The organism is Paraburkholderia tropica, from assembly GCF_014171495.1.
GTDB lineage: Bacteria > Pseudomonadota > Gammaproteobacteria > Burkholderiales > Burkholderiaceae > Paraburkholderia > Paraburkholderia tropica.
The window spans coordinates 657342-673427 of record NZ_CP049135.1 but is presented as its reverse complement, the minus strand read 5'-3'; the positions used below and the strand labels follow the sequence as shown (position 1 = coordinate 673427).

The following is a 16086-nucleotide window of genomic DNA, read 5'->3' as shown; positions in this document are numbered from 1 at the left end:
GTCAGCTTTGCTAGCGGTGCCGCAGGCGAGAATTTCAGCCAGTGCCACCCAGATGCTGATATCGGTAACACGAAAGTTGCACGCTTCCACCGTTCCACCCGATAATCGCAGTCGATACGCCTGACGACGCACCCCAAGCGTCGCGGCCTTCCCCTCGCCACTACCCGTCGCGCCGTGCTCAAAAACTCGCGCTTTGTCGGTCTTCTGCATATCCCCGGTTTCCTGCCGCTTGCCGGCGCCACCCTGATGCTCGGCGTGGCGATGTCGTTCACCGCGCCCTATCTCTCGCTATTCGGCGTCGAGCGCGCGGGTATGACGCCGCTGCGGCTCGGCCTGTTCATGACGACGATCGCCATGAGCGGCGTGATCGCCAGCACGGCGGCGGGCCGCTGGAGCGACGCCACCGGCAAGCATCGGCCGCTGTTGCTCGCCTCGCTATGCGCGGCCACGCTCGGCTATATCTCCCTGTGCATCGTGCGCGACTACCGGCTGCTGCTCGTGGTCGGCATCGCGTTCATCGGCGCGGGCGGCTGCGCGCTGTCGCTGGTGTTCTCGTTCAGCCGCGCGGCGCTGCCCTGCGCGGACGATGCCGAACGCACTTTCGCCAGCGCGACGCTGCGCACGATTCTCTCGGCGGCGTGGGTGTTCGGCCCGGCGGTCGGCGCGCTGGTGCTGGCGGCCACGAGCTTCTACGGCCTCTTTCTGTTCGCGGCGGCGAGCTTCGCGGCGTGCGGCTTCATCGTCTGGCGCATGCGCGAGCCGCGCGCCGACGAGCACGCCACCCAACATCTGATGACGCGTCCCAGGGCGCAGGAAGTCGCCCAGGAAATCGCCGAGGAGGCGATCGCGCCGTACGAAGGGCAGCCGCTCACGCAGGCGGAAGTGCAGCCCGCCGTGAAGCAGCGCGTGCGCGCAGACGCGCCCGAAGCCACGCAAAAAGACATCATGCGCGCCGTCGTGGCGCTCACGCTCATCGGCCTCGCGGCCAACGCGACGATGATCGTGCTGCCGCTCTACATCGTCCATGGGCTGGACGGCACGCGCATCGACGTTTCGATCATGCTCGGTCTCGGCGCGTTCATGGAAATCCCGATGATGCTCGCGCTCGGCGCGAAGGCCTCGAAGCTCAACAAGCCGAACTGGCTCGCGGCGTGTGCGGTCGTGCACGCGGTGTACTTCGCGTCGATGGCGGCGGCGCCCGGTGTGCATTCGCTCATCCCGATGCAGATTCTCAACGCATTCGTGGTGGCCGTGACGTCGTGCCTCGGCATGACCTACGTGCAGGATCTGATGCCCGAGTCGCCGGGGCGCGCGACGGCGCTGTTCTTCAATGCGTCGCGGCTCGGTTCGATTCTTTCCGGCGTGCTGTCGGGCTTGCTCGTGCAGGCCTTCGGTTATCGCGGCACGTTCCTGTTCTGCGGTGTGCTGGCGCTGTGCGCGCTCGTGCTGTTCGCGGTGCCGGGCGAGCAATATCCGAAGATGTCGCGCGCGCTGCGCCGGTTCGTGCGCGAGCGCGTGGCGTCGCGTACGCGTCGCGACTGAGCGGCGTCGCGGTTATCCGGCTGATTGATCAGGCATCCGAATCAATTTTTCACCAAGGCAAAGCGGCGCGATCGACGCGCCGCTGCCTGAATCTTCCCGCGTGGCGTTACTGTGCGGTTTCCGTCAGGCGAATTGCGTTCGTGCTGCCGGTTTCATCGGCGAAATCTTCGGCGTCGACATCGTAGCCCGACGGTTCCCAGCGCACCGCGAGCAGCGCCGCGAGACCGGCGAGCGGCGCGATGGCGATGATCCAGAACACGCGCGTGCTGAGCGCGGCGGCGAGCACGGGGAACAGGAACAGCGACACCGTCGAGCTTGCGCGCATCAGCGTCTGGTTCAGGCCGACGCCCACGCCGCGCAGCGACGTCGGGTAGCCGAGCGAGGCGAACGTCATGCTGTGCGAGCCAGGCCCGATGCCCTGGCCGAACAGGAAGGCGGCGAGCATCGCGACGGCGCTCACGACTTCCGGCGTCGTCGACGGCTTGCCGACGATCGCGAGGCCCACGAGCGCGCAGAACTGGATCGTGTAGCCCCAGACCGTCATCTTCCACGCGCCGAAGCGCGGCACCGTGCGCACGGCGATCAGGCCACCGACGAACGCAAAACCCAGGTTGAGCGCGAGCGAGGCGAGGATGGTGGTGAGCATCGACTGCGCGAGGAAGCTCGAGATGATCACGGGCAGGCCGAACGCGACCGCGTTGTACGCGAACGAGGAGGCCACGCCGATCACGGTCGCGAGCGCCGTGCGTCGCGCGTAGACGCCGCGCATCAGCGCGCCGTAGTTCTTCCACGACGCCACGCGTGCGGGTTTCGCGGCGGCCGCCTGACGTGCTTCCGGCGCGACTTCGGCGTCGATGCCGTAGGAGCGTTTGAGGATGCGCGCGGCATCGGCGAGATCGCCCTGGTTCGCGGCCCACACCGGCGACTCGCTGATATAGCGGCTGCGAATCGCGATGATGACGAGCGCAGGCACCGCGCCGAAACCGAGCGTCAGGCGCCACAGCAGGTGCGAGTGCGAGGCGGGCAGCGTCGAGTACAGCGCGAGCACGAGCAGATACGAGACGCTGATCGCCGCATACCAGACGGGGCACCACATCGCCACACGCGCGGCTTTGTTGCCGCGTCCGGCGAGGCGCGAGAACTCAGCGAGGAAGGCCATCGCCACCGGGAGGTCGATGCCCACGCCGAGGCCCATCACGAAGCGCGCGCCGCCCAGCACCCATGCGTTGGGCGCGAGCGCGCAGGCGATCGCCGCGACCACGAAGAAGAACATGTCGGCCATGAACACGCGGTAGCGGCCGATGCGGTCGGTCAGGAAGCCGCCGAGGAACGCGCCGACGATTGCGCCGAAGGTGATCGCCGAGGCCACGAAGCCGGTGCCGGCGGGCGTCAGTGAGAATTCGCGCGCGACGTCCTTGAGGCCGAAGGCGAGGGCGCCCAGGTCGTAGGCGTCGAGGAACACGCCGCCCAGCGCGATCGCGACGACGATGCGTGCGTTGCTGCCGGGCGCGCCGCCCGCGTTGACGAGCCGCGAGACGTCGGCGGCGCTGCGGATGAGCGGACGGCCGGCGTGGGACGAAGAGGAAGCCGAAGCGGGGGCGGATGCGGGGGCGGAAGCGGACGAGACGGACATGCGAGGCGGGGCGGCAACGAGGAGCAACGAAAACTGCGGGCGGCGCAATGCCGGTCGAAGGCGCAGATGCTACCGGCGACGGCGCGCTCGCCCAAATCGTTTTTGGTTATGAGCTCATGCCTTGCGAGGCCGGTGTCCGGGCCGGACGCGTCGCGGGCATGACGACTGGCGTGGCAGGGAGCCAGTCAGCGCACAGAATCAGTGCATATAGGTCACGCGGCGCGCGCGGTCGCTCAGTTGCACGCCGGCGTCGAGCAGCGCGATGGCGAACCAGCGCGCGGTCTTGAGCATGCCGCTCACGCTCGGCGTCGGCAGCCAGTCGTTGAGCAGCTGCACGGCGGCTTCGCTGCGCGTCGATTGCAGCAGCGCGATCACCTGCAGGAGCGAGCCTTCGTCCTTGGCCAGCTCCGAGGCGCAGCGGCAGCGCGTGTCGAGCGGGCGGCACGACGCGCGGCACAGCGTACCCATCAGCAGATCGAAGTGGCCGATGCCATCGACGGCGATACCGGCGTCGGCCAGCACGCCGCGCCAGTTTTCGTCCTTGGCGTAGGCGTCGCAATGCGGACGCAGCCAGGTGCGCACGGCGCGCAGCACGGTTTGCTCGGCGCTGTCGGGATGATGGACGAAGGTGTCGTCGATCAGGGTGTCGTTTCTCGTAAACGGGGCGGTGTAGTTCATGGAGCCTCCGGCGAACGGTCAAGCGTGGCGCGGACGCTCCGCGCTCACATGATTCGGTGCCGGTCTCGCCGGCATGGGCTCCATGATGCGGCAATTTTTTATCAAATGCAAATGATTCTCATTTGATATTTAATGCGCATGGCGGGAGGAGGATGAACCGGACCGCGGCGTTCGTCGGGGCGTGGCGCCGTTTCGGCTGGGCGGAAAGGACTCTTCCAGGCGGCCCGCTTAATTCGGGGTCCGCAACCCGCTACAGTGCGCCCATGCGTGTTCCAGCGTCGCTGGCGCATCGTGAGAGTTTGGCCCCTGCCCGCATACGGCAGGGGCTTTTTTTTGCGCTGCGCAAACGGTCGCAAGATGGGGCCGGAACGTCTTTTCGACGCTCGCGGTGGACCGCTCTCGCTGTCTAAGTAATTGAAGCGAAAGATACAAGTAATGTATTATTCAGCCCTCGCTGCGCGACAGCATGCCGCGCCAGGTGGGGCTTGCGAGGTCGAAACAGGTGATTTCGGAGTAAAAAGCGGGCTTCAGAGGCCGTTTTGTCGTTTTTCTTCGTAGTATAATTTCGAATAAAAACAATGACTTGCATCAATCTTCGATCCGGCTCGCATTGTTGCGCTGCAAAAGTTCCGTATTCCGATTACCCTCGTTAACCCTTGAACGTGTGTTGCATTTCGCCGCTCAGCTGACAAAGACATTACAGCCAGCCCGGTTCGATTTTCACCCCGCGTCAATCTTTCAAATTGCTTGCGCCCGGGCGGCGCGCTGTCGAAGCTATTTGCTCCGCATTTTTAAGGTCCTGTTGAAATGCAATCCGTTCCATTTCTGAGTCTGGCGATCTGGATTCCCATCCTGTTCGGCGTGGCTGTGCTGCGTCTGGGGTCGGACCGTCATCCGCAGCGCGCGCGCTGGCTTTCGCTGATCGGCTCCATCGTCGGTCTGCTGCTGACGCTGCCGCTCATCAGCGGCTTCGACAACCACGAAGCCGGCATGCAGTTCGTCGAATTCCGCAACTGGCTGCCCGAGTTCGGCGTGGCGTGGCGTCTGGGGATCGATGGCATTTCGATGTGGCTCGTCGTGCTTACCGCGTTCACGACGCTGGTGATCGTGATCGCCTCGTGGGAGTCGATCACCGTGCGCGTCGCCCAGTACTTCGGCGCGTTCCTGATCCTCTCGGGCCTGATGGTCGGTACCTTTGCGGCCACGGACGGCATGCTGTTCTTCGTGTTCTTCGAAGCCACGCTGATCCCGCTGTACCTGCTGATCGGCACGTGGGGCCACGCCCGCCGCACGTACGCCGCGGTCAAGTTCTTCTTCTTCTCGTTCGGCGGCTCGCTGCTGATGCTGCTGTCGATGCTGTATCTCTACAGCCAGTCGCACACCTTCGACATGTCGGCGTGGCATAACCTCACGCTCGGCTTCGTCCCGCAGGTGCTGGTGTTCATCGGCTTCTTCGCGGCCTTCGCGGTCAAGGTGCCGATGTGGCCGTTCCACACCTGGCTGCCCGACGTCCACCTCGAAGCGCCCACCGGCGCGACCGTGCTGATGGCCATGCTCAAGCTCGGCGGCTACGGCTTCCTGCGCTTCACGCTGCCGATCACGCCGGACGCCGCGCACTTCTTCGCGCCCGTGATCATCACGCTGTCGCTGGTGGCGGTGGTGTACTCGAGCCTGCTCGCGCTCGCGCAGACCGACATGACCAAACTGCTCGCGTACTCGACGGTCGCCCACATGGGTCTCGTCACGCTGGGCCTGTTCCTCTTCAACCAGATCGGCACCGAAGGCGCGATCGTTCAGATGATTTCGTACGGCTTCGTCTCGGGCGCGCTGCTGCTGTCGGTTGGCGTGCTGTTCGACCGTACCAAGACGCGCACGATCGCGGCTTACGGCGGCGTGGTCAACGTGATGCCGCGCTACGCGACGTTCATGATGCTGTTCTGCATGGCCAACGTCGGCCTGCCGGGCACCTCGGGCTTCGTGGGCGAGTTCATGGTCATCATGGGCGCGATCCGCGTGAACTTCTGGATCGGTGCGATCGCCACGACCACGGTCGTGCTCAGCGCCGCGTACACGCTGTGGATGTACAAGCGCGTGATCTTCGGCGCGGTGGCGAACAAGAGCGTCGCGAAGCTGGCTGACATTGGCCGCCGCGAAACGCTGATCTTCGCGTCGCTCGCCGCACTGGTGCTGGCGGTGGGCATCTATCCGAAGCCCATGACCGACGCGATCGAGCTCTCGGCCGCGAACCTCGTCGCTCAGGCCGGCCGCACCAAGCAGCCGACCGACGAAGCCGCGAACGCCAACACGGATGCCGTGCGCGCCGGTTCGGCCGGTGCGGACGTGCGTGCGGTTTCGCTGACCGAGCGTTCGCCGACGTAAGCAGCACGTTCACTGTAGTTAAAGAATGACGACGCACGCGCGCGCCGTCCCGCGAGTGTTCGCGGCACGGCGCGCGTGTACGTTCAAGAGTTTCCGAATTGCAAGATTCGGGAAAAAAGCCGCGGCGAGTCTGCGTTGGAATAAGGGCAGGGCATGACGTGCGTGTGTTGATGAGGCGCGACGAACCTCGCGAACACATGTGACAAAGTGTCTCACTTTTGTTTTGACAAAGATCATTTTCAACATTCATTGATTGTTATTGATCAAAGCGGCTGTATGATGCGGTCGCGCTTCCTTTGCGTGATGTCAGGGGTAGTGCCCGGAACTATTCAATGAATGAAATTCAGGCAAACGTGATGAAAAGAACAACCTTTCAAAGGTTATTGCTTCCCGTCAGCGCCGGATTGGCCATGTGTCTTTCCGGCTGCAACATGGAAGTCCTCGACCCCAAAGGGAGCGTGGGCATGGCGGAAAAGTCGCTGATCGCGACCTCCACCTGGGCCATGCTGATCGTGGTGATCCCCGTGATCATCCTGACGCTGTGGTTCGCGTACCGCTACCGCGCTTCCAACCGCAACGCCACCTACGCACCGAAATGGTCGCACTCGACGGCGATTGAAATCGTCGTCTGGACGGTCCCCACACTGATCATCCTGTTTCTCGGCGTGCTCACGTGGAAGACCACCCACGAGCTCGACCCGTACAAGCCGCTCGAATCGAACGTCAAGCCGATCAACGTCGAAGTTGTGGCGCTCGACTGGAAGTGGCTGTTCATCTATCCGGATCTGGGCATCGCGACGGTGAACCAGCTGGCCGTGCCCGTCGGCACGCCGGTGAACTTCAGCATCACGTCGGATTCGGTGATGAACTCGTTCTTCATCCCGCAGCTTGGCACCCAGGTCTACGCGATGGCAGGCATGCAGACCCGTCTGCACCTGATCGCCGATCACGCTGGCGATTACGCCGGTCTGTCGGCGAACTTCAGCGGCAAGGGCTTCTCGGACATGAAGTTCCGCACGCTCGCCACGAGCCAGCAAGACTTCGACGCGTGGGTTCAGAAGGTCAAGGCGTCCTCGACGCAGCTTTCGATGGACCAGTACGCGACGGTCGCGCAGCCGAGCGAAAAGGCGCCTGTTGAGTACTTCTCGACGGTGGATCCGAAGCTCTTCAACAACATCATCGCGAAGTACAACAACGGCCACGTCACGAATTTCAGTGACCCGTCCTGCGTGACCAAGGGGTAATCCAAGCATGTTCGGAAAACTTACACTGGACGCCATTCCGTATCACGAGCCGATTATTCTCGGCACGATGATCGGGATGGCAATCATCGGCGCATTCGTGCTCGGTGGCGTCACTTACCTCGGTAAGTGGAAATATCTGTGGACCGAGTGGCTGACGAGCGTCGACCACAAGCGTCTGGGCGTGATGTACATCGTGCTCGCCCTGATCATGCTGCTGCGCGGCTTCGCCGACGCCATCATGATGCGTACCCAGCTCGCGCTGGCGTACAACGCGCCGGGCTACCTCCCGCCGCACCACTACGACCAGATCTTCACGGCTCACGGCGTGATCATGATCTTCTTCATGGCCATGGCTTTCATGGTTGGCCTGATGAACATCGTGGTGCCGCTGCAGATCGGTGCGCGCGACGTCGCGTTCCCGTTCCTGAACTCGCTGTCGTTCTGGATGACCGCCGTTGGCGCGATCCTGCTGATGATCTCGCTGGTCGTCGGTGAGTTCGCCATGACGGGCTGGCTCGCGTATCCGCCGCTTTCGGAGCTGGCATACAGTCCAGGCGTCGGGGTCGACTACTACCTGTGGGCGCTGCAGATCTCGGGTGTCGGCACGCTGCTGACCGGCGTGAACTTCTTCGTCACCATCATCAAGATGCGTGCCCCCGGCATGACGCTGATGAAGATGCCGGTGTTCACGTGGACGGCGCTGTGCACGAACGTGCTGATCATGGCCGCGTTCCCGATCCTGACCGTCACGCTCGCGCTGCTCGGCCTGGACCGTTACGTCGGCACGCACTTCTTCACGAATGACGGCGGCGGCAACGCCATGCTGTACCTGAACCTGATCTGGGCCTGGGGTCACCCCGAGGTGTACATCCTGATCCTGCCGGCGTTCGGTATTTTCTCGGAAGTCGTTGCGACCTACGCGAAGAAGCCGCTGTTCGGTTACACCACCATGGTCTACGCGACCTGCTCGATCATGGTGCTCTCGTTCCTCGTGTGGCTGCATCACTTCTTCACGATGGGTTCGGGCGCCGACGTCAATGCGTTCTTCGGCATCATGACGATGATCATCGCGATCCCGACGGGCGTGAAGATCTTCAACTGGCTGTTCACGATCTACCGCGGTCGCCTCGAGTTCACCTCGCCGGTGCTGTGGACGCTCGGCTTCATGGTCACCTTCACCATCGGCGGCATGACCGGCGTGATGATGGCGATCCCGGGCGCGGACTTCGTGCTGCACAACTCGCTGTTCCTGATTGCTCACTTCCACAACGTGATCATCGGCGGCGTGCTGTTCGGCTACCTGGCCGGCTTCAACTACTGGTTCCCGAAGGCGTTCGGCTTCAAGCTGAACGAAAAGCTGGGCAAGCGCGCGTTCTGGTTCTGGCTCGTGGGCTTCTACGTTGCATTTACGCCGCTGTACGTGCTGGGCTTCATGGGCGCAACCCGCCGTCTGAACCACTACGACAATCCGGCATGGCATCCGTGGATGGTCATCGCCTGGGTTGGCGCCGTGCTCGTGGCAATCGGTATCGCTCACCAGCTGATGCAGCTGTACGTGTCGATCCGCGACCGCAACCTGCCGGAAAACCGCGACCTGACGGGCGATCCGTGGGGTGGCCGTACGCTGGAGTGGTCGATGTCGTCGCCGCCGCCGGTCTACAACTTCCCGGTTATCCCGAACGTGTCGGAACTCGATGAATTCCATCACCTGAAGGAAATGGGCCGCGAAACGCCGGACGTCGCGAACACGCATTACACCGATATCCACATGCCCTCGAACACGAGCGCAGGTCTGTTCATCGGTTTCTTCAGCCTGGTGCTCGGCTTTGCTGGCATCTGGCACATCTGGTGGCTCATGATCGTCGGCTTCGTCGGTATTCTCGGCACGGCTATCGCTTACAGCTTCCAGAAGAACGAAGGCTATTACATCCCGGCCGCCAAGGTCCGGGCGGACGAAGAAGCGCGTAGTCGCGCACTGGTCAAGGCGTTTGCTGACAAGCAGCGCGGTGGCAAGGTTGAAGAAGCACTGGAGGCCAACTGATGTTGACGAAAACTGGTGCGGCCGCACTTGCGGAGCACGATCACCACGATCACCCGCCGTCACACTCGGTGTTCGGTTTCTGGCTGTACCTGATGACCGACTGTATTCTGTTCGGCTCGCTGTTCGCAGTGTTCGCCGTGATGCAGAACCAGTTCGCAGGCGGCCCGACGGGTAAGGATCTGTTCGACATCCAGGGCGTGGCGATGGAAACGGCAGTGCTGCTGCTGTCGTCCATCACCTACGGTTTCGCCATGATCGGCGCGCACAAGCAGCGCAAGGGTCAAGTGCTGGTCTGGCTGGCGATCACCTTCCTGTTGGGCGCGACGTTCCTGTACTTCGAACTGCATGAGTTCGCGCACATGATCGCCGAGGGCAACGGCCCGCAGCGCAGCGCCTTCCTGTCGTCGTTCTTCACGCTGGTCGCCACCCACGGTATCCACGTGACGATGGGCATGATCTGGATGATCGTCCTCATGGTTCAAGCCGTGAAGGCGCCGGTGCTGGGCGAGCGCGAAATCCGCCGCCTCGCGTGCCTGAGCCTCTTCTGGCACTTCTTGGACATCGTCTGGATTTGCGTGTTCTCCTTTGTTTATCTTGCGAGCGTGATCTAAATGAGTGCTCATTCCATCCATGAAGAAGAAAGCCATGGCAGCGTAGCTAGCTACGTGGCAGGTTTCGTCCTGGCGGTGGTGCTCACGGCCGCTTCGTTCTGGCTCGTGCTGCACGGCGGCTTCCCGCGTGAAACCGCGCTGCTCGGCCTCGCCGTGCTGGCTGTGGTGCAGATCGTGGTCCATCTCGTGTTCTTCCTGCACATGAACACGTCGTCGGGCCAGCGCTGGAACGTGACGGCATTTGGCTTCACGGTGTTGACGGTCCTGATCGTGGTCGTCGGTACGCTGTGGGTCATGCACAACGTCAGCATGAACATGATGTCGCGTTGATTTTTCAATCAGCGATATCGGCTTGATCCGCATCCGGCGTTCGCGCCGGATCGCAAACAAGCAAAACGCCGCCTGGGCTTGCGCCCGGCGGCGTTTTTCTTTTGCGGCATGCCGACGTGCTTTCGCGTGTTCAGGCGCCGAAGCGCTGGCGCACGATCGCGGCGACGGCGCAGCCGAGCTTGTGATGCTGATCGGCCTCGTAGTGGATGCCGTCGGTCGCGCTGACGGTGGCGACTTCGCCGGCGTCGAGAAACGCCGAGCCGTGCTTGACCGCCACGCGCTCGTAGAGCGGCGCGAGCAGCCGCGATTTCGCCGCGCCGCCCGTGAAGATCGCGCCGAGAAAGCCGACCTCGTCGATCGGTACGGGCGCCATCAGCAGGACGTGCGGCGTCGCGCCGCCCGGGCCCGCGCGGCAGGCGGCCAGGGTTTCGAGCAGGACGTCGACGGAATGGGCGATGTCGGCGGGCGTGACCGAAAAGCGCGTCTTGAGGTCGTTGGTGCCGAGCATGAGCACGACTACGTCGACGGGCAACTGGCTTTCGAGGCACGGCCGCAGATACGCGAGGCCGTTCTTGTGGCGGCCCTCGATCGGGTCGTCGTGGACGGTGGTGCGCGCGGGCAGGCCTTCCTCGACGATCTTCCAGCCGCTGCCCAGCGTCTCGGCCAGCACGCCGGGCCAGCGGTCGGCGGGGGCGAATCGTTCGAGCACACCGGGAAGATTGAGCGGCTTGGTGCCGTGCGTGTTGGAATCGCCGTAGCAGAGCAGGGTGCGTGGGGTCATGAGGCTACGCTCCAGAATGAGTGCGGGTGAAAGTTTCCGATACGAAACAGCCGTGCGGCGGGCTGCGTCAGAGTACTGCGTGACAGGACGGCGAGACGTGTGCCGAAAGCTTGCGCTAAAAACCCCATTGACGATCGGGAGAAGCCTAGACGACTGGTCTAATCGGGCTGTAACATGCCCTCCCATGAATGCAGCGCCAGCCGTGGAAGTGCGGCAACACATCCTCGATACCGCCATGCCCATTTTGCTGGGCAAGGGCTTTTCGGCCGTCGGTCTCAATGAGATCCTGGCGGCGGCCGGCGTGCCCAAAGGGTCGTTCTATCATTATTTCGGTTCGAAAGAGGCGTTCGGCGAAGCTTTGCTGACGTTCTATTTCACCGAATATGCGGAACGCCTGGAGGCGCAACTCGTGCGCGCGCCCGGCACGGCGCGCGAGCGTCTGATGCGTTATTTCGAGGAATGGCGCGCGATGCAGTGCGCGGACGGCCCCGACGGCAAGTGCCTCGCCGTGAAGCTGGGCGCCGAAGTCAGCGACCTGTCGGAGCCAATGCGCGTGGTCCTGCGTCGCGGCACCGACGAGATCATCGGGCGCATCGCGGCGTGTATCGAAGAAGGACTCGCGGACGGTTCGCTCGAAGGCGTGCGCAACGCCTCGGGCACGGCGGGCACGCTGTACGAACTCTGGCTGGGCGCGACGCTGATGGAAAAAATCCGCCGCGACCGCAGCCCGCTCGATTCGGCCATGGCGACCACGCGCGCCTTGTTGAACCTGCCGCCCGCAACGTGATCGAACGCGCAGCGGCGTCATCGTAGCGCCCGCGTCGCAATCCCCATCCATAGAGACAGAGACAGCGCCGCTTGCCGGGCGCAGCAAAGAGGGCCGCTTCATGCGGCGAAGGTCTAGACGACCGGTCTAATAACGCGCGCTTGCACACCGCTTGCATACCGATTTCGTACCAACGCGCACACATGGACCGGTTCCGAACGGACGCGCAAGCGCCCGGACATCACCGAACAAGGAACGCCGATGAAGGTACTGATCGTTTTGACTTCGCACGAAGACCTCGGCAACACGGGCAAGAAGACGGGCTTCTGGCTCGAGGAATTCGCCGCGCCGTACTACGCGCTGCGCGATGCCGGCGCGCAGCTCACGCTCGCGTCGCCCAAGGGCGGCCAGCCGCCGCTCGATCCGAAGAGCAGCGATCCGTCCGCGCAGACCGACGCCACGCGCCGCTTCAACGCGGACGCCGCCGCGAAGGCCGAGCTGGCCAATACGCAGCGTCTCGCCGATATCGACGCGAGCGACTTCGACGCGGTGTTCTATCCGGGCGGCCACGGCCCGCTGTGGGATCTCGCCGAAGATCCGGTCTCGATCGCGCTGATCGAAAAGACGCTCGCGGCGGGCAAGCCGGTCGCGGCCGTGTGCCACGCGCCGGGCGTGCTGCGTCACGTGAAAGGCGCCGACGGCAAGCCGCTCGTGGCGGGCAAGTCGGTCGCCGGTTTCTCGAACAGCGAGGAAGCGGCCGTGGGGCTGACCGATGTGGTGCCGTTCCTCGTCGAGGACATGCTCAAGCGCAACGGCGGCCGCTACACCAAGGGCCCCGACTGGGCGCCGCACGTCGTGGTCGACGGGCTGCTCATCACGGGCCAGAACCCGGCTTCGTCGGAGCCGGTCGCCGAAGCCTTGCTCGCCGCGCTCAAGCGCTCATGAGCGGCTGACGCAGGCGGCGCCGGCGTTCTGCGCGCCGCCTGTGTTTTCACACACCTTTTCCTTTCGGCAACGCCTTGTGCCGCGCGCGACGCGGCGGGGCGCGTGCGTGCCACCTGCGTGCCGCCGAAAGCCCCATTTCGCGTTTTCGCGTTTCCGTTTCATCGCGGGTGAGCGCCGCGCCCATCGCATCCGTTGCGATCCGCGTTCGGCTGAACCCATTTTTCATGTGACCGGACCCCGGCGCGTGTGCGCCGCTCCGATCGACACAGGAGAGCTGTTGATGTCTGCATTGTTCGAACCGTTCAAGCTCAAGGACGTATCGCTGCGCAACCGTATCGCCGTGCCGCCGATGTGCCAGTACATGGCCAACGACGGCGTGATCAACGACTGGCACCACGTTCACTACGCGCAGATTGCGCGCGGCGGCGCGGGCGTCGTGATCGTCGAAGCCACGGCGGTGTCGCCGGAAGGCCGCATCACGCCGGGCTGCACGGGTATCTGGAATGACGAGCAGGCCCAGGCGTTCGTGCCGACCGTGAAGGCGATCAAGGCGGCCGGCTCGGTGCCGGGCATCCAGATCGCGCACGCGGGCCGCAAGGCGAGCGCGAACCGTCCGTGGGAAGGCGACGATCATCTGCCCGAAGGCGATCCGCGCGGCTGGCAAACCATCGCGCCGTCGGCGATTCCGTTCGGCGCGAATCTGCCGAAGGTCCCGAAGGCGATGACGCTCGACGATATCGCGCGTGTGCGCGAGGACTTCGTCGCCGCCGCGAAGCGCGCGCTCGACGCGGGCTTCGAATGGCTCGAACTGCATTTCGCGCACGGCTATCTGGGTCAGAGTTTCTTTTCGGAACATTCGAACCAGCGCGACGACGCCTATGGCGGCAGCCTCGAAAACCGCAGCCGTTTCCTGCTGGAAACGCTCGCAGCGGTTCGCAAGGTCTGGCCGGAACATCTGCCGCTGACGGCGCGTTTCGGCGTGATCGAGTACGATGGCCGCGACGAGCAGACGCTCGCCGAGTCGATCGAACTCGCGAAGAACTTCAAGCGCGAAGGCCTCGACATGCTGAGCGTGAGCGTCGGTTTCTCGACGCCGACGGCGCAGATTCCGTGGGCGCCCGCGTTCCTCGCACCGATCGCGCAGAAGGTGCGCCGAGCGACCGGTCTGCCGGTGTCGTCGGCATGGGGCATCGGCACGCCGGAACTGGCCGAGCGTTCGGTCGCCTCGGAGCAGCTCGATCTCGTGATGGTGGGCCGCGCGCATCTCGCGAACCCGCATTGGCCGTACTTCGCCGCGCAGCAGCTCAACGTCGAGCGCGCCGCGTGGACGCTGCCCGCACCGTACGCGCACTGGCTCGAACGCTACAAGGCCTGAGCGCGCCTCGCACCGGTCGGCAGGTTGCCGATCGGAAACTTCGTTGACGACAGGAAACAACGATGAGCATCTACATCTTTGCAAGCATTACGCCGAAGGCCGAACACGTTGCCGACCTCGAAGCGGTACTGCGCAATATGGTGGTCCATTCGCGCCGTGAGCCGGGCAATCTGCGTTACGACCTGCTGCGTCGCGCGGACGGCACGCCGGGCTTTCACGTCTACGAAACCTATGCGGATGAAGCGGCCATTCAGGCACATCGCGACAGCCCGCATTACGTGGCGTTTCGCGCGCAAATCGGCGAGTGGCTGGCCGAGCCCGTGGACGTCAAGGTGCTGACGGGCGTTGATATCGCGGCCTGATTGTGCGCCTGATTTTGCTGCCTGATTGTGCTGCCTGATTTGGCGTCGGCGTAGCATAAAAAAACGCCGGGCTTTCGAGCCCGGCGTTTTTTATTGGCGAACGCTTCGATGAAGCGAGTGCGGATTAGCTCGCGAAGTCGAGCACCACGCGGCCTTCGATGGCGCCGCGTTCCATGCGCGCGAAAATGTCGTTGATGTTTTCGAGCTTGTCGGTGCTTACGGTGGCCTTGACCTTGCCTTCCTGCGCGAACATCAACGACTCCTCGAGGTCGAGGCGCGTACCGACGATCGAGCCGCGCACGGTGACGCCGCTCAGCACCATGTCGAAGATGGGCAGCGGGAAGTCGCCGGGCGGCAGGCCGTTCAGCGACACCGTGCCGCCGCGCCTGACCATGCCGAGTGCCTGTGAGAACGCGATGGGCGACACCGCCGTGACGAGCACGCCGTGCGCGCCGCCGATTTCCTTCTTCAGATACGCCGCCGGGTCGGTGGTTTTCGCGTTGACGGTGACGGTGGCGCCGAGACGCCTGGCGAGTTCGAGCTTTGCGTCGTCGACGTCGACCGCCGCCACGTTGAGCCCCATCGCGCGGGCGTATTGCACCGCCATGTGGCCGAGGCCGCCGATGCCTGAGATGACGACCCAGTTGCCGGGCCGCGTGTCGGTGACCTTGAGGCCCTTGTAGACCGTGACGCCCGCGCAGAGCACCGGCGCGACGTCGATGAAATCGACGCCCTTGGGCAGCAGGCCCACGTAATTGGCGTCGGCTTTCGCGTATTGCGCGAAGCCGCCGTTGACGGAATAGCCGGTGTTTTTCTGCGTTTCGCAGAGCGTTTCCCAGCCGCCGAGGCAATGCTCGCAATGACCGCAGGCCGAGTAGAGCCACGGAATGCCCACGCGGTCGCCTTCCTTCACGTGCTTGACGCCGCTGCCGACGCCCACGACGTAGCCCACGCCTTCGTGCCCCGGAATGAAGGGCGGTTCCGGCTTCACGGGCCAGTCGCCGTGCGCGGCGTGCAGGTCGGTATGGCAGACACCGCAGGCTTCGATCTTCACGAGGAGTTCGCCGGGGCCGGGTTCGGGTATGGCCACTTCTTCGATGACGAGTGGTTTTCCGAACGCGCGAACTACCGCGGCTTGCATTGTCTTGCTCATCGTCGGGCTCCTGTTGCTGGTGAAGATGGGAAATGAAGATGGGGCGTAAAGCGCGAAAGTGGTGCATGCGTGGTGCATGCACCACTTTCAACACGCGTTTCAGTGTGCCGAAAAGCGCGGTGCGATGCGTTGAGCTTGCGCATGCGTTATCGAATAAAAATCATTGAAATGGGCATGCGATGTTTATTAACGAAGGGAATGGACGAGGAAATGAAATGGGAAATTAAATCGGATGACGAATTAAAT

14 protein-coding genes are annotated in these 16086 nt (G+C 63.7%); 10 read left to right on the top strand and 4 right to left on the bottom strand.

The window, feature by feature from the left end:
* Positions 1–174 precede the first annotated feature (174 nt).
* The gene (locus tag G5S35_RS17880) at positions 175–1542 is read left to right on the top strand and encodes a sugar efflux transporter (protein ID WP_074985889.1); all 1368 of its coding nucleotides are present in this window, start codon (positions 175–177) and stop codon (positions 1540–1542) included.
* A 106-nt stretch (positions 1543–1648) separates the two neighbouring features.
* On the opposite strand, the gene G5S35_RS17875 is transcribed toward G5S35_RS17880, so the two are convergent.
* Together G5S35_RS17875 and G5S35_RS17870 are read right to left on the bottom strand one after the other, a co-directional pair.
* Positions 1649–3175 (bottom strand): MFS transporter, encoded by a 1527-nt coding sequence (locus G5S35_RS17875; protein WP_124261231.1) that lies wholly within the window; start codon positions 3173–3175, stop codon positions 1649–1651.
* A 198-nt stretch (positions 3176–3373) separates the two neighbouring features.
* Positions 3374–3853 (bottom strand): hypothetical protein, encoded by a 480-nt coding sequence (locus tag G5S35_RS17870; RefSeq protein ID WP_065065961.1) that lies wholly within the window; start codon positions 3851–3853, stop codon positions 3374–3376.
* 807 nt (positions 3854–4660) lie between these two features.
* Here G5S35_RS17870 and G5S35_RS17865 point away from each other — a divergent pair.
* The 5 genes from G5S35_RS17865 (at position 4661) to cyoD (ending at position 10458) form a co-directional block, all read left to right on the top strand.
* A complete protein-coding gene (locus tag G5S35_RS17865) occupies positions 4661–6232 on the top strand; it encodes an NADH-quinone oxidoreductase subunit M (protein ID WP_074985893.1) in 1572 nt (523 codons plus the stop codon).
* A gap of 356 nt (positions 6233–6588) precedes the next feature.
* A complete protein-coding gene (cyoA, locus tag G5S35_RS17860; protein ID WP_065065976.1) occupies positions 6589–7476 on the top strand; it encodes a ubiquinol oxidase subunit II in 888 nt (295 codons plus the stop codon).
* A 7-nt stretch (positions 7477–7483) separates the two neighbouring features.
* Positions 7484–9517: a cytochrome o ubiquinol oxidase subunit I gene (gene cyoB / locus G5S35_RS17855; protein ID WP_065065959.1), complete on the top strand. Its 2034-nt coding sequence runs from the start codon at positions 7484–7486 to the stop codon at positions 9515–9517.
* The gene (gene cyoC, locus G5S35_RS17850) at positions 9517–10128 is read left to right on the top strand and encodes a cytochrome o ubiquinol oxidase subunit III (protein ID WP_074985895.1); all 612 of its coding nucleotides are present in this window, start codon (positions 9517–9519) and stop codon (positions 10126–10128) included. Before cyoB ends, cyoC begins: the two co-directional genes overlap by 1 nt.
* Complete coding sequence (gene cyoD, locus G5S35_RS17845) at positions 10129–10458, top strand: cytochrome o ubiquinol oxidase subunit IV (RefSeq protein WP_065065957.1); 330 nt, start codon at positions 10129–10131, stop codon at positions 10456–10458.
* A 130-nt stretch (positions 10459–10588) separates the two neighbouring features.
* Here the strand turns inward: cyoD and G5S35_RS17840 are convergent, their stop codons facing one another.
* Positions 10589–11239, bottom strand: a complete 651-nt coding sequence (locus tag G5S35_RS17840) for an SGNH/GDSL hydrolase family protein (RefSeq protein WP_074985896.1) — start codon at positions 11237–11239, stop codon at positions 10589–10591.
* Between the two features lie 184 nt (positions 11240–11423).
* On the opposite strand from G5S35_RS17840, the gene G5S35_RS17835 reads away from it, so the two are divergent.
* From G5S35_RS17835 to G5S35_RS17820, 4 genes are all read left to right on the top strand, one after another.
* Positions 11424–12026: a TetR/AcrR family transcriptional regulator gene (locus G5S35_RS17835; protein WP_065065955.1), complete on the top strand. Its 603-nt coding sequence runs from the start codon at positions 11424–11426 to the stop codon at positions 12024–12026.
* 240 nt (positions 12027–12266) lie between these two features.
* Positions 12267–12950 carry a type 1 glutamine amidotransferase domain-containing protein gene (locus tag G5S35_RS17830; protein WP_074985898.1) on the top strand — a complete coding sequence of 228 codons (684 nt, stop codon included), beginning with the start codon at positions 12267–12269 and terminating at the stop codon, positions 12948–12950.
* A gap of 280 nt (positions 12951–13230) precedes the next feature.
* Positions 13231–14325 carry an NADH:flavin oxidoreductase/NADH oxidase gene (locus G5S35_RS17825; protein ID WP_065065953.1) on the top strand — a complete coding sequence of 365 codons (1095 nt, stop codon included), beginning with the start codon at positions 13231–13233 and terminating at the stop codon, positions 14323–14325.
* 62 nt (positions 14326–14387) lie between these two features.
* Positions 14388–14687 (top strand): putative quinol monooxygenase, encoded by a 300-nt coding sequence (locus G5S35_RS17820; protein WP_065065952.1) that lies wholly within the window; start codon positions 14388–14390, stop codon positions 14685–14687.
* Between the two features lie 124 nt (positions 14688–14811).
* Here the strand turns inward: G5S35_RS17820 and adhP are convergent, their stop codons facing one another.
* On the bottom strand, positions 14812–15840 hold the full coding sequence (gene adhP, locus G5S35_RS17815; protein ID WP_074985900.1) for an alcohol dehydrogenase AdhP: 1029 nt from the start codon (positions 15838–15840) through the stop codon (positions 14812–14814).
* Positions 15841–16086 lie beyond the last annotated feature (246 nt).

Bases quoted from the DNA above. Each gene is read 5' to 3' on its own strand.
- G5S35_RS17875 (WP_124261231.1), bottom strand. From the start codon at position 3,175: ATGTCCGTCTCGTCCGCTTCCGCCCCCGCATCCGCCCCCGCTTCGGCT.
- G5S35_RS17870 (WP_065065961.1), bottom strand. From the start codon at position 3,853: ATGAACTACACCGCCCCGTTTACGAGAAACGACACCCTGATCGACGAC.
- G5S35_RS17865 (WP_074985893.1), top strand. From the start codon at position 4,661: ATGCAATCCGTTCCATTTCTGAGTCTGGCGATCTGGATTCCCATCCTG.
- cyoA (WP_065065976.1), top strand. From the start codon at position 6,589: ATGAAAAGAACAACCTTTCAAAGGTTATTGCTTCCCGTCAGCGCCGGA.
- cyoB (WP_065065959.1), top strand. From the start codon at position 7,484: ATGTTCGGAAAACTTACACTGGACGCCATTCCGTATCACGAGCCGATT.
- cyoC (WP_074985895.1), top strand. From the start codon at position 9,517: ATGTTGACGAAAACTGGTGCGGCCGCACTTGCGGAGCACGATCACCAC.
- cyoD (WP_065065957.1), top strand. From the start codon at position 10,129: ATGAGTGCTCATTCCATCCATGAAGAAGAAAGCCATGGCAGCGTAGCT.
- G5S35_RS17840 (WP_074985896.1), bottom strand. From the start codon at position 11,239: ATGACCCCACGCACCCTGCTCTGCTACGGCGATTCCAACACGCACGGC.
- G5S35_RS17835 (WP_065065955.1), top strand. From the start codon at position 11,424: ATGAATGCAGCGCCAGCCGTGGAAGTGCGGCAACACATCCTCGATACC.
- G5S35_RS17830 (WP_074985898.1), top strand. From the start codon at position 12,267: ATGAAGGTACTGATCGTTTTGACTTCGCACGAAGACCTCGGCAACACG.
- G5S35_RS17825 (WP_065065953.1), top strand. From the start codon at position 13,231: ATGTCTGCATTGTTCGAACCGTTCAAGCTCAAGGACGTATCGCTGCGC.
- G5S35_RS17820 (WP_065065952.1), top strand. From the start codon at position 14,388: ATGAGCATCTACATCTTTGCAAGCATTACGCCGAAGGCCGAACACGTT.
- adhP (WP_074985900.1), bottom strand. From the start codon at position 15,840: ATGAGCAAGACAATGCAAGCCGCGGTAGTTCGCGCGTTCGGAAAACCA.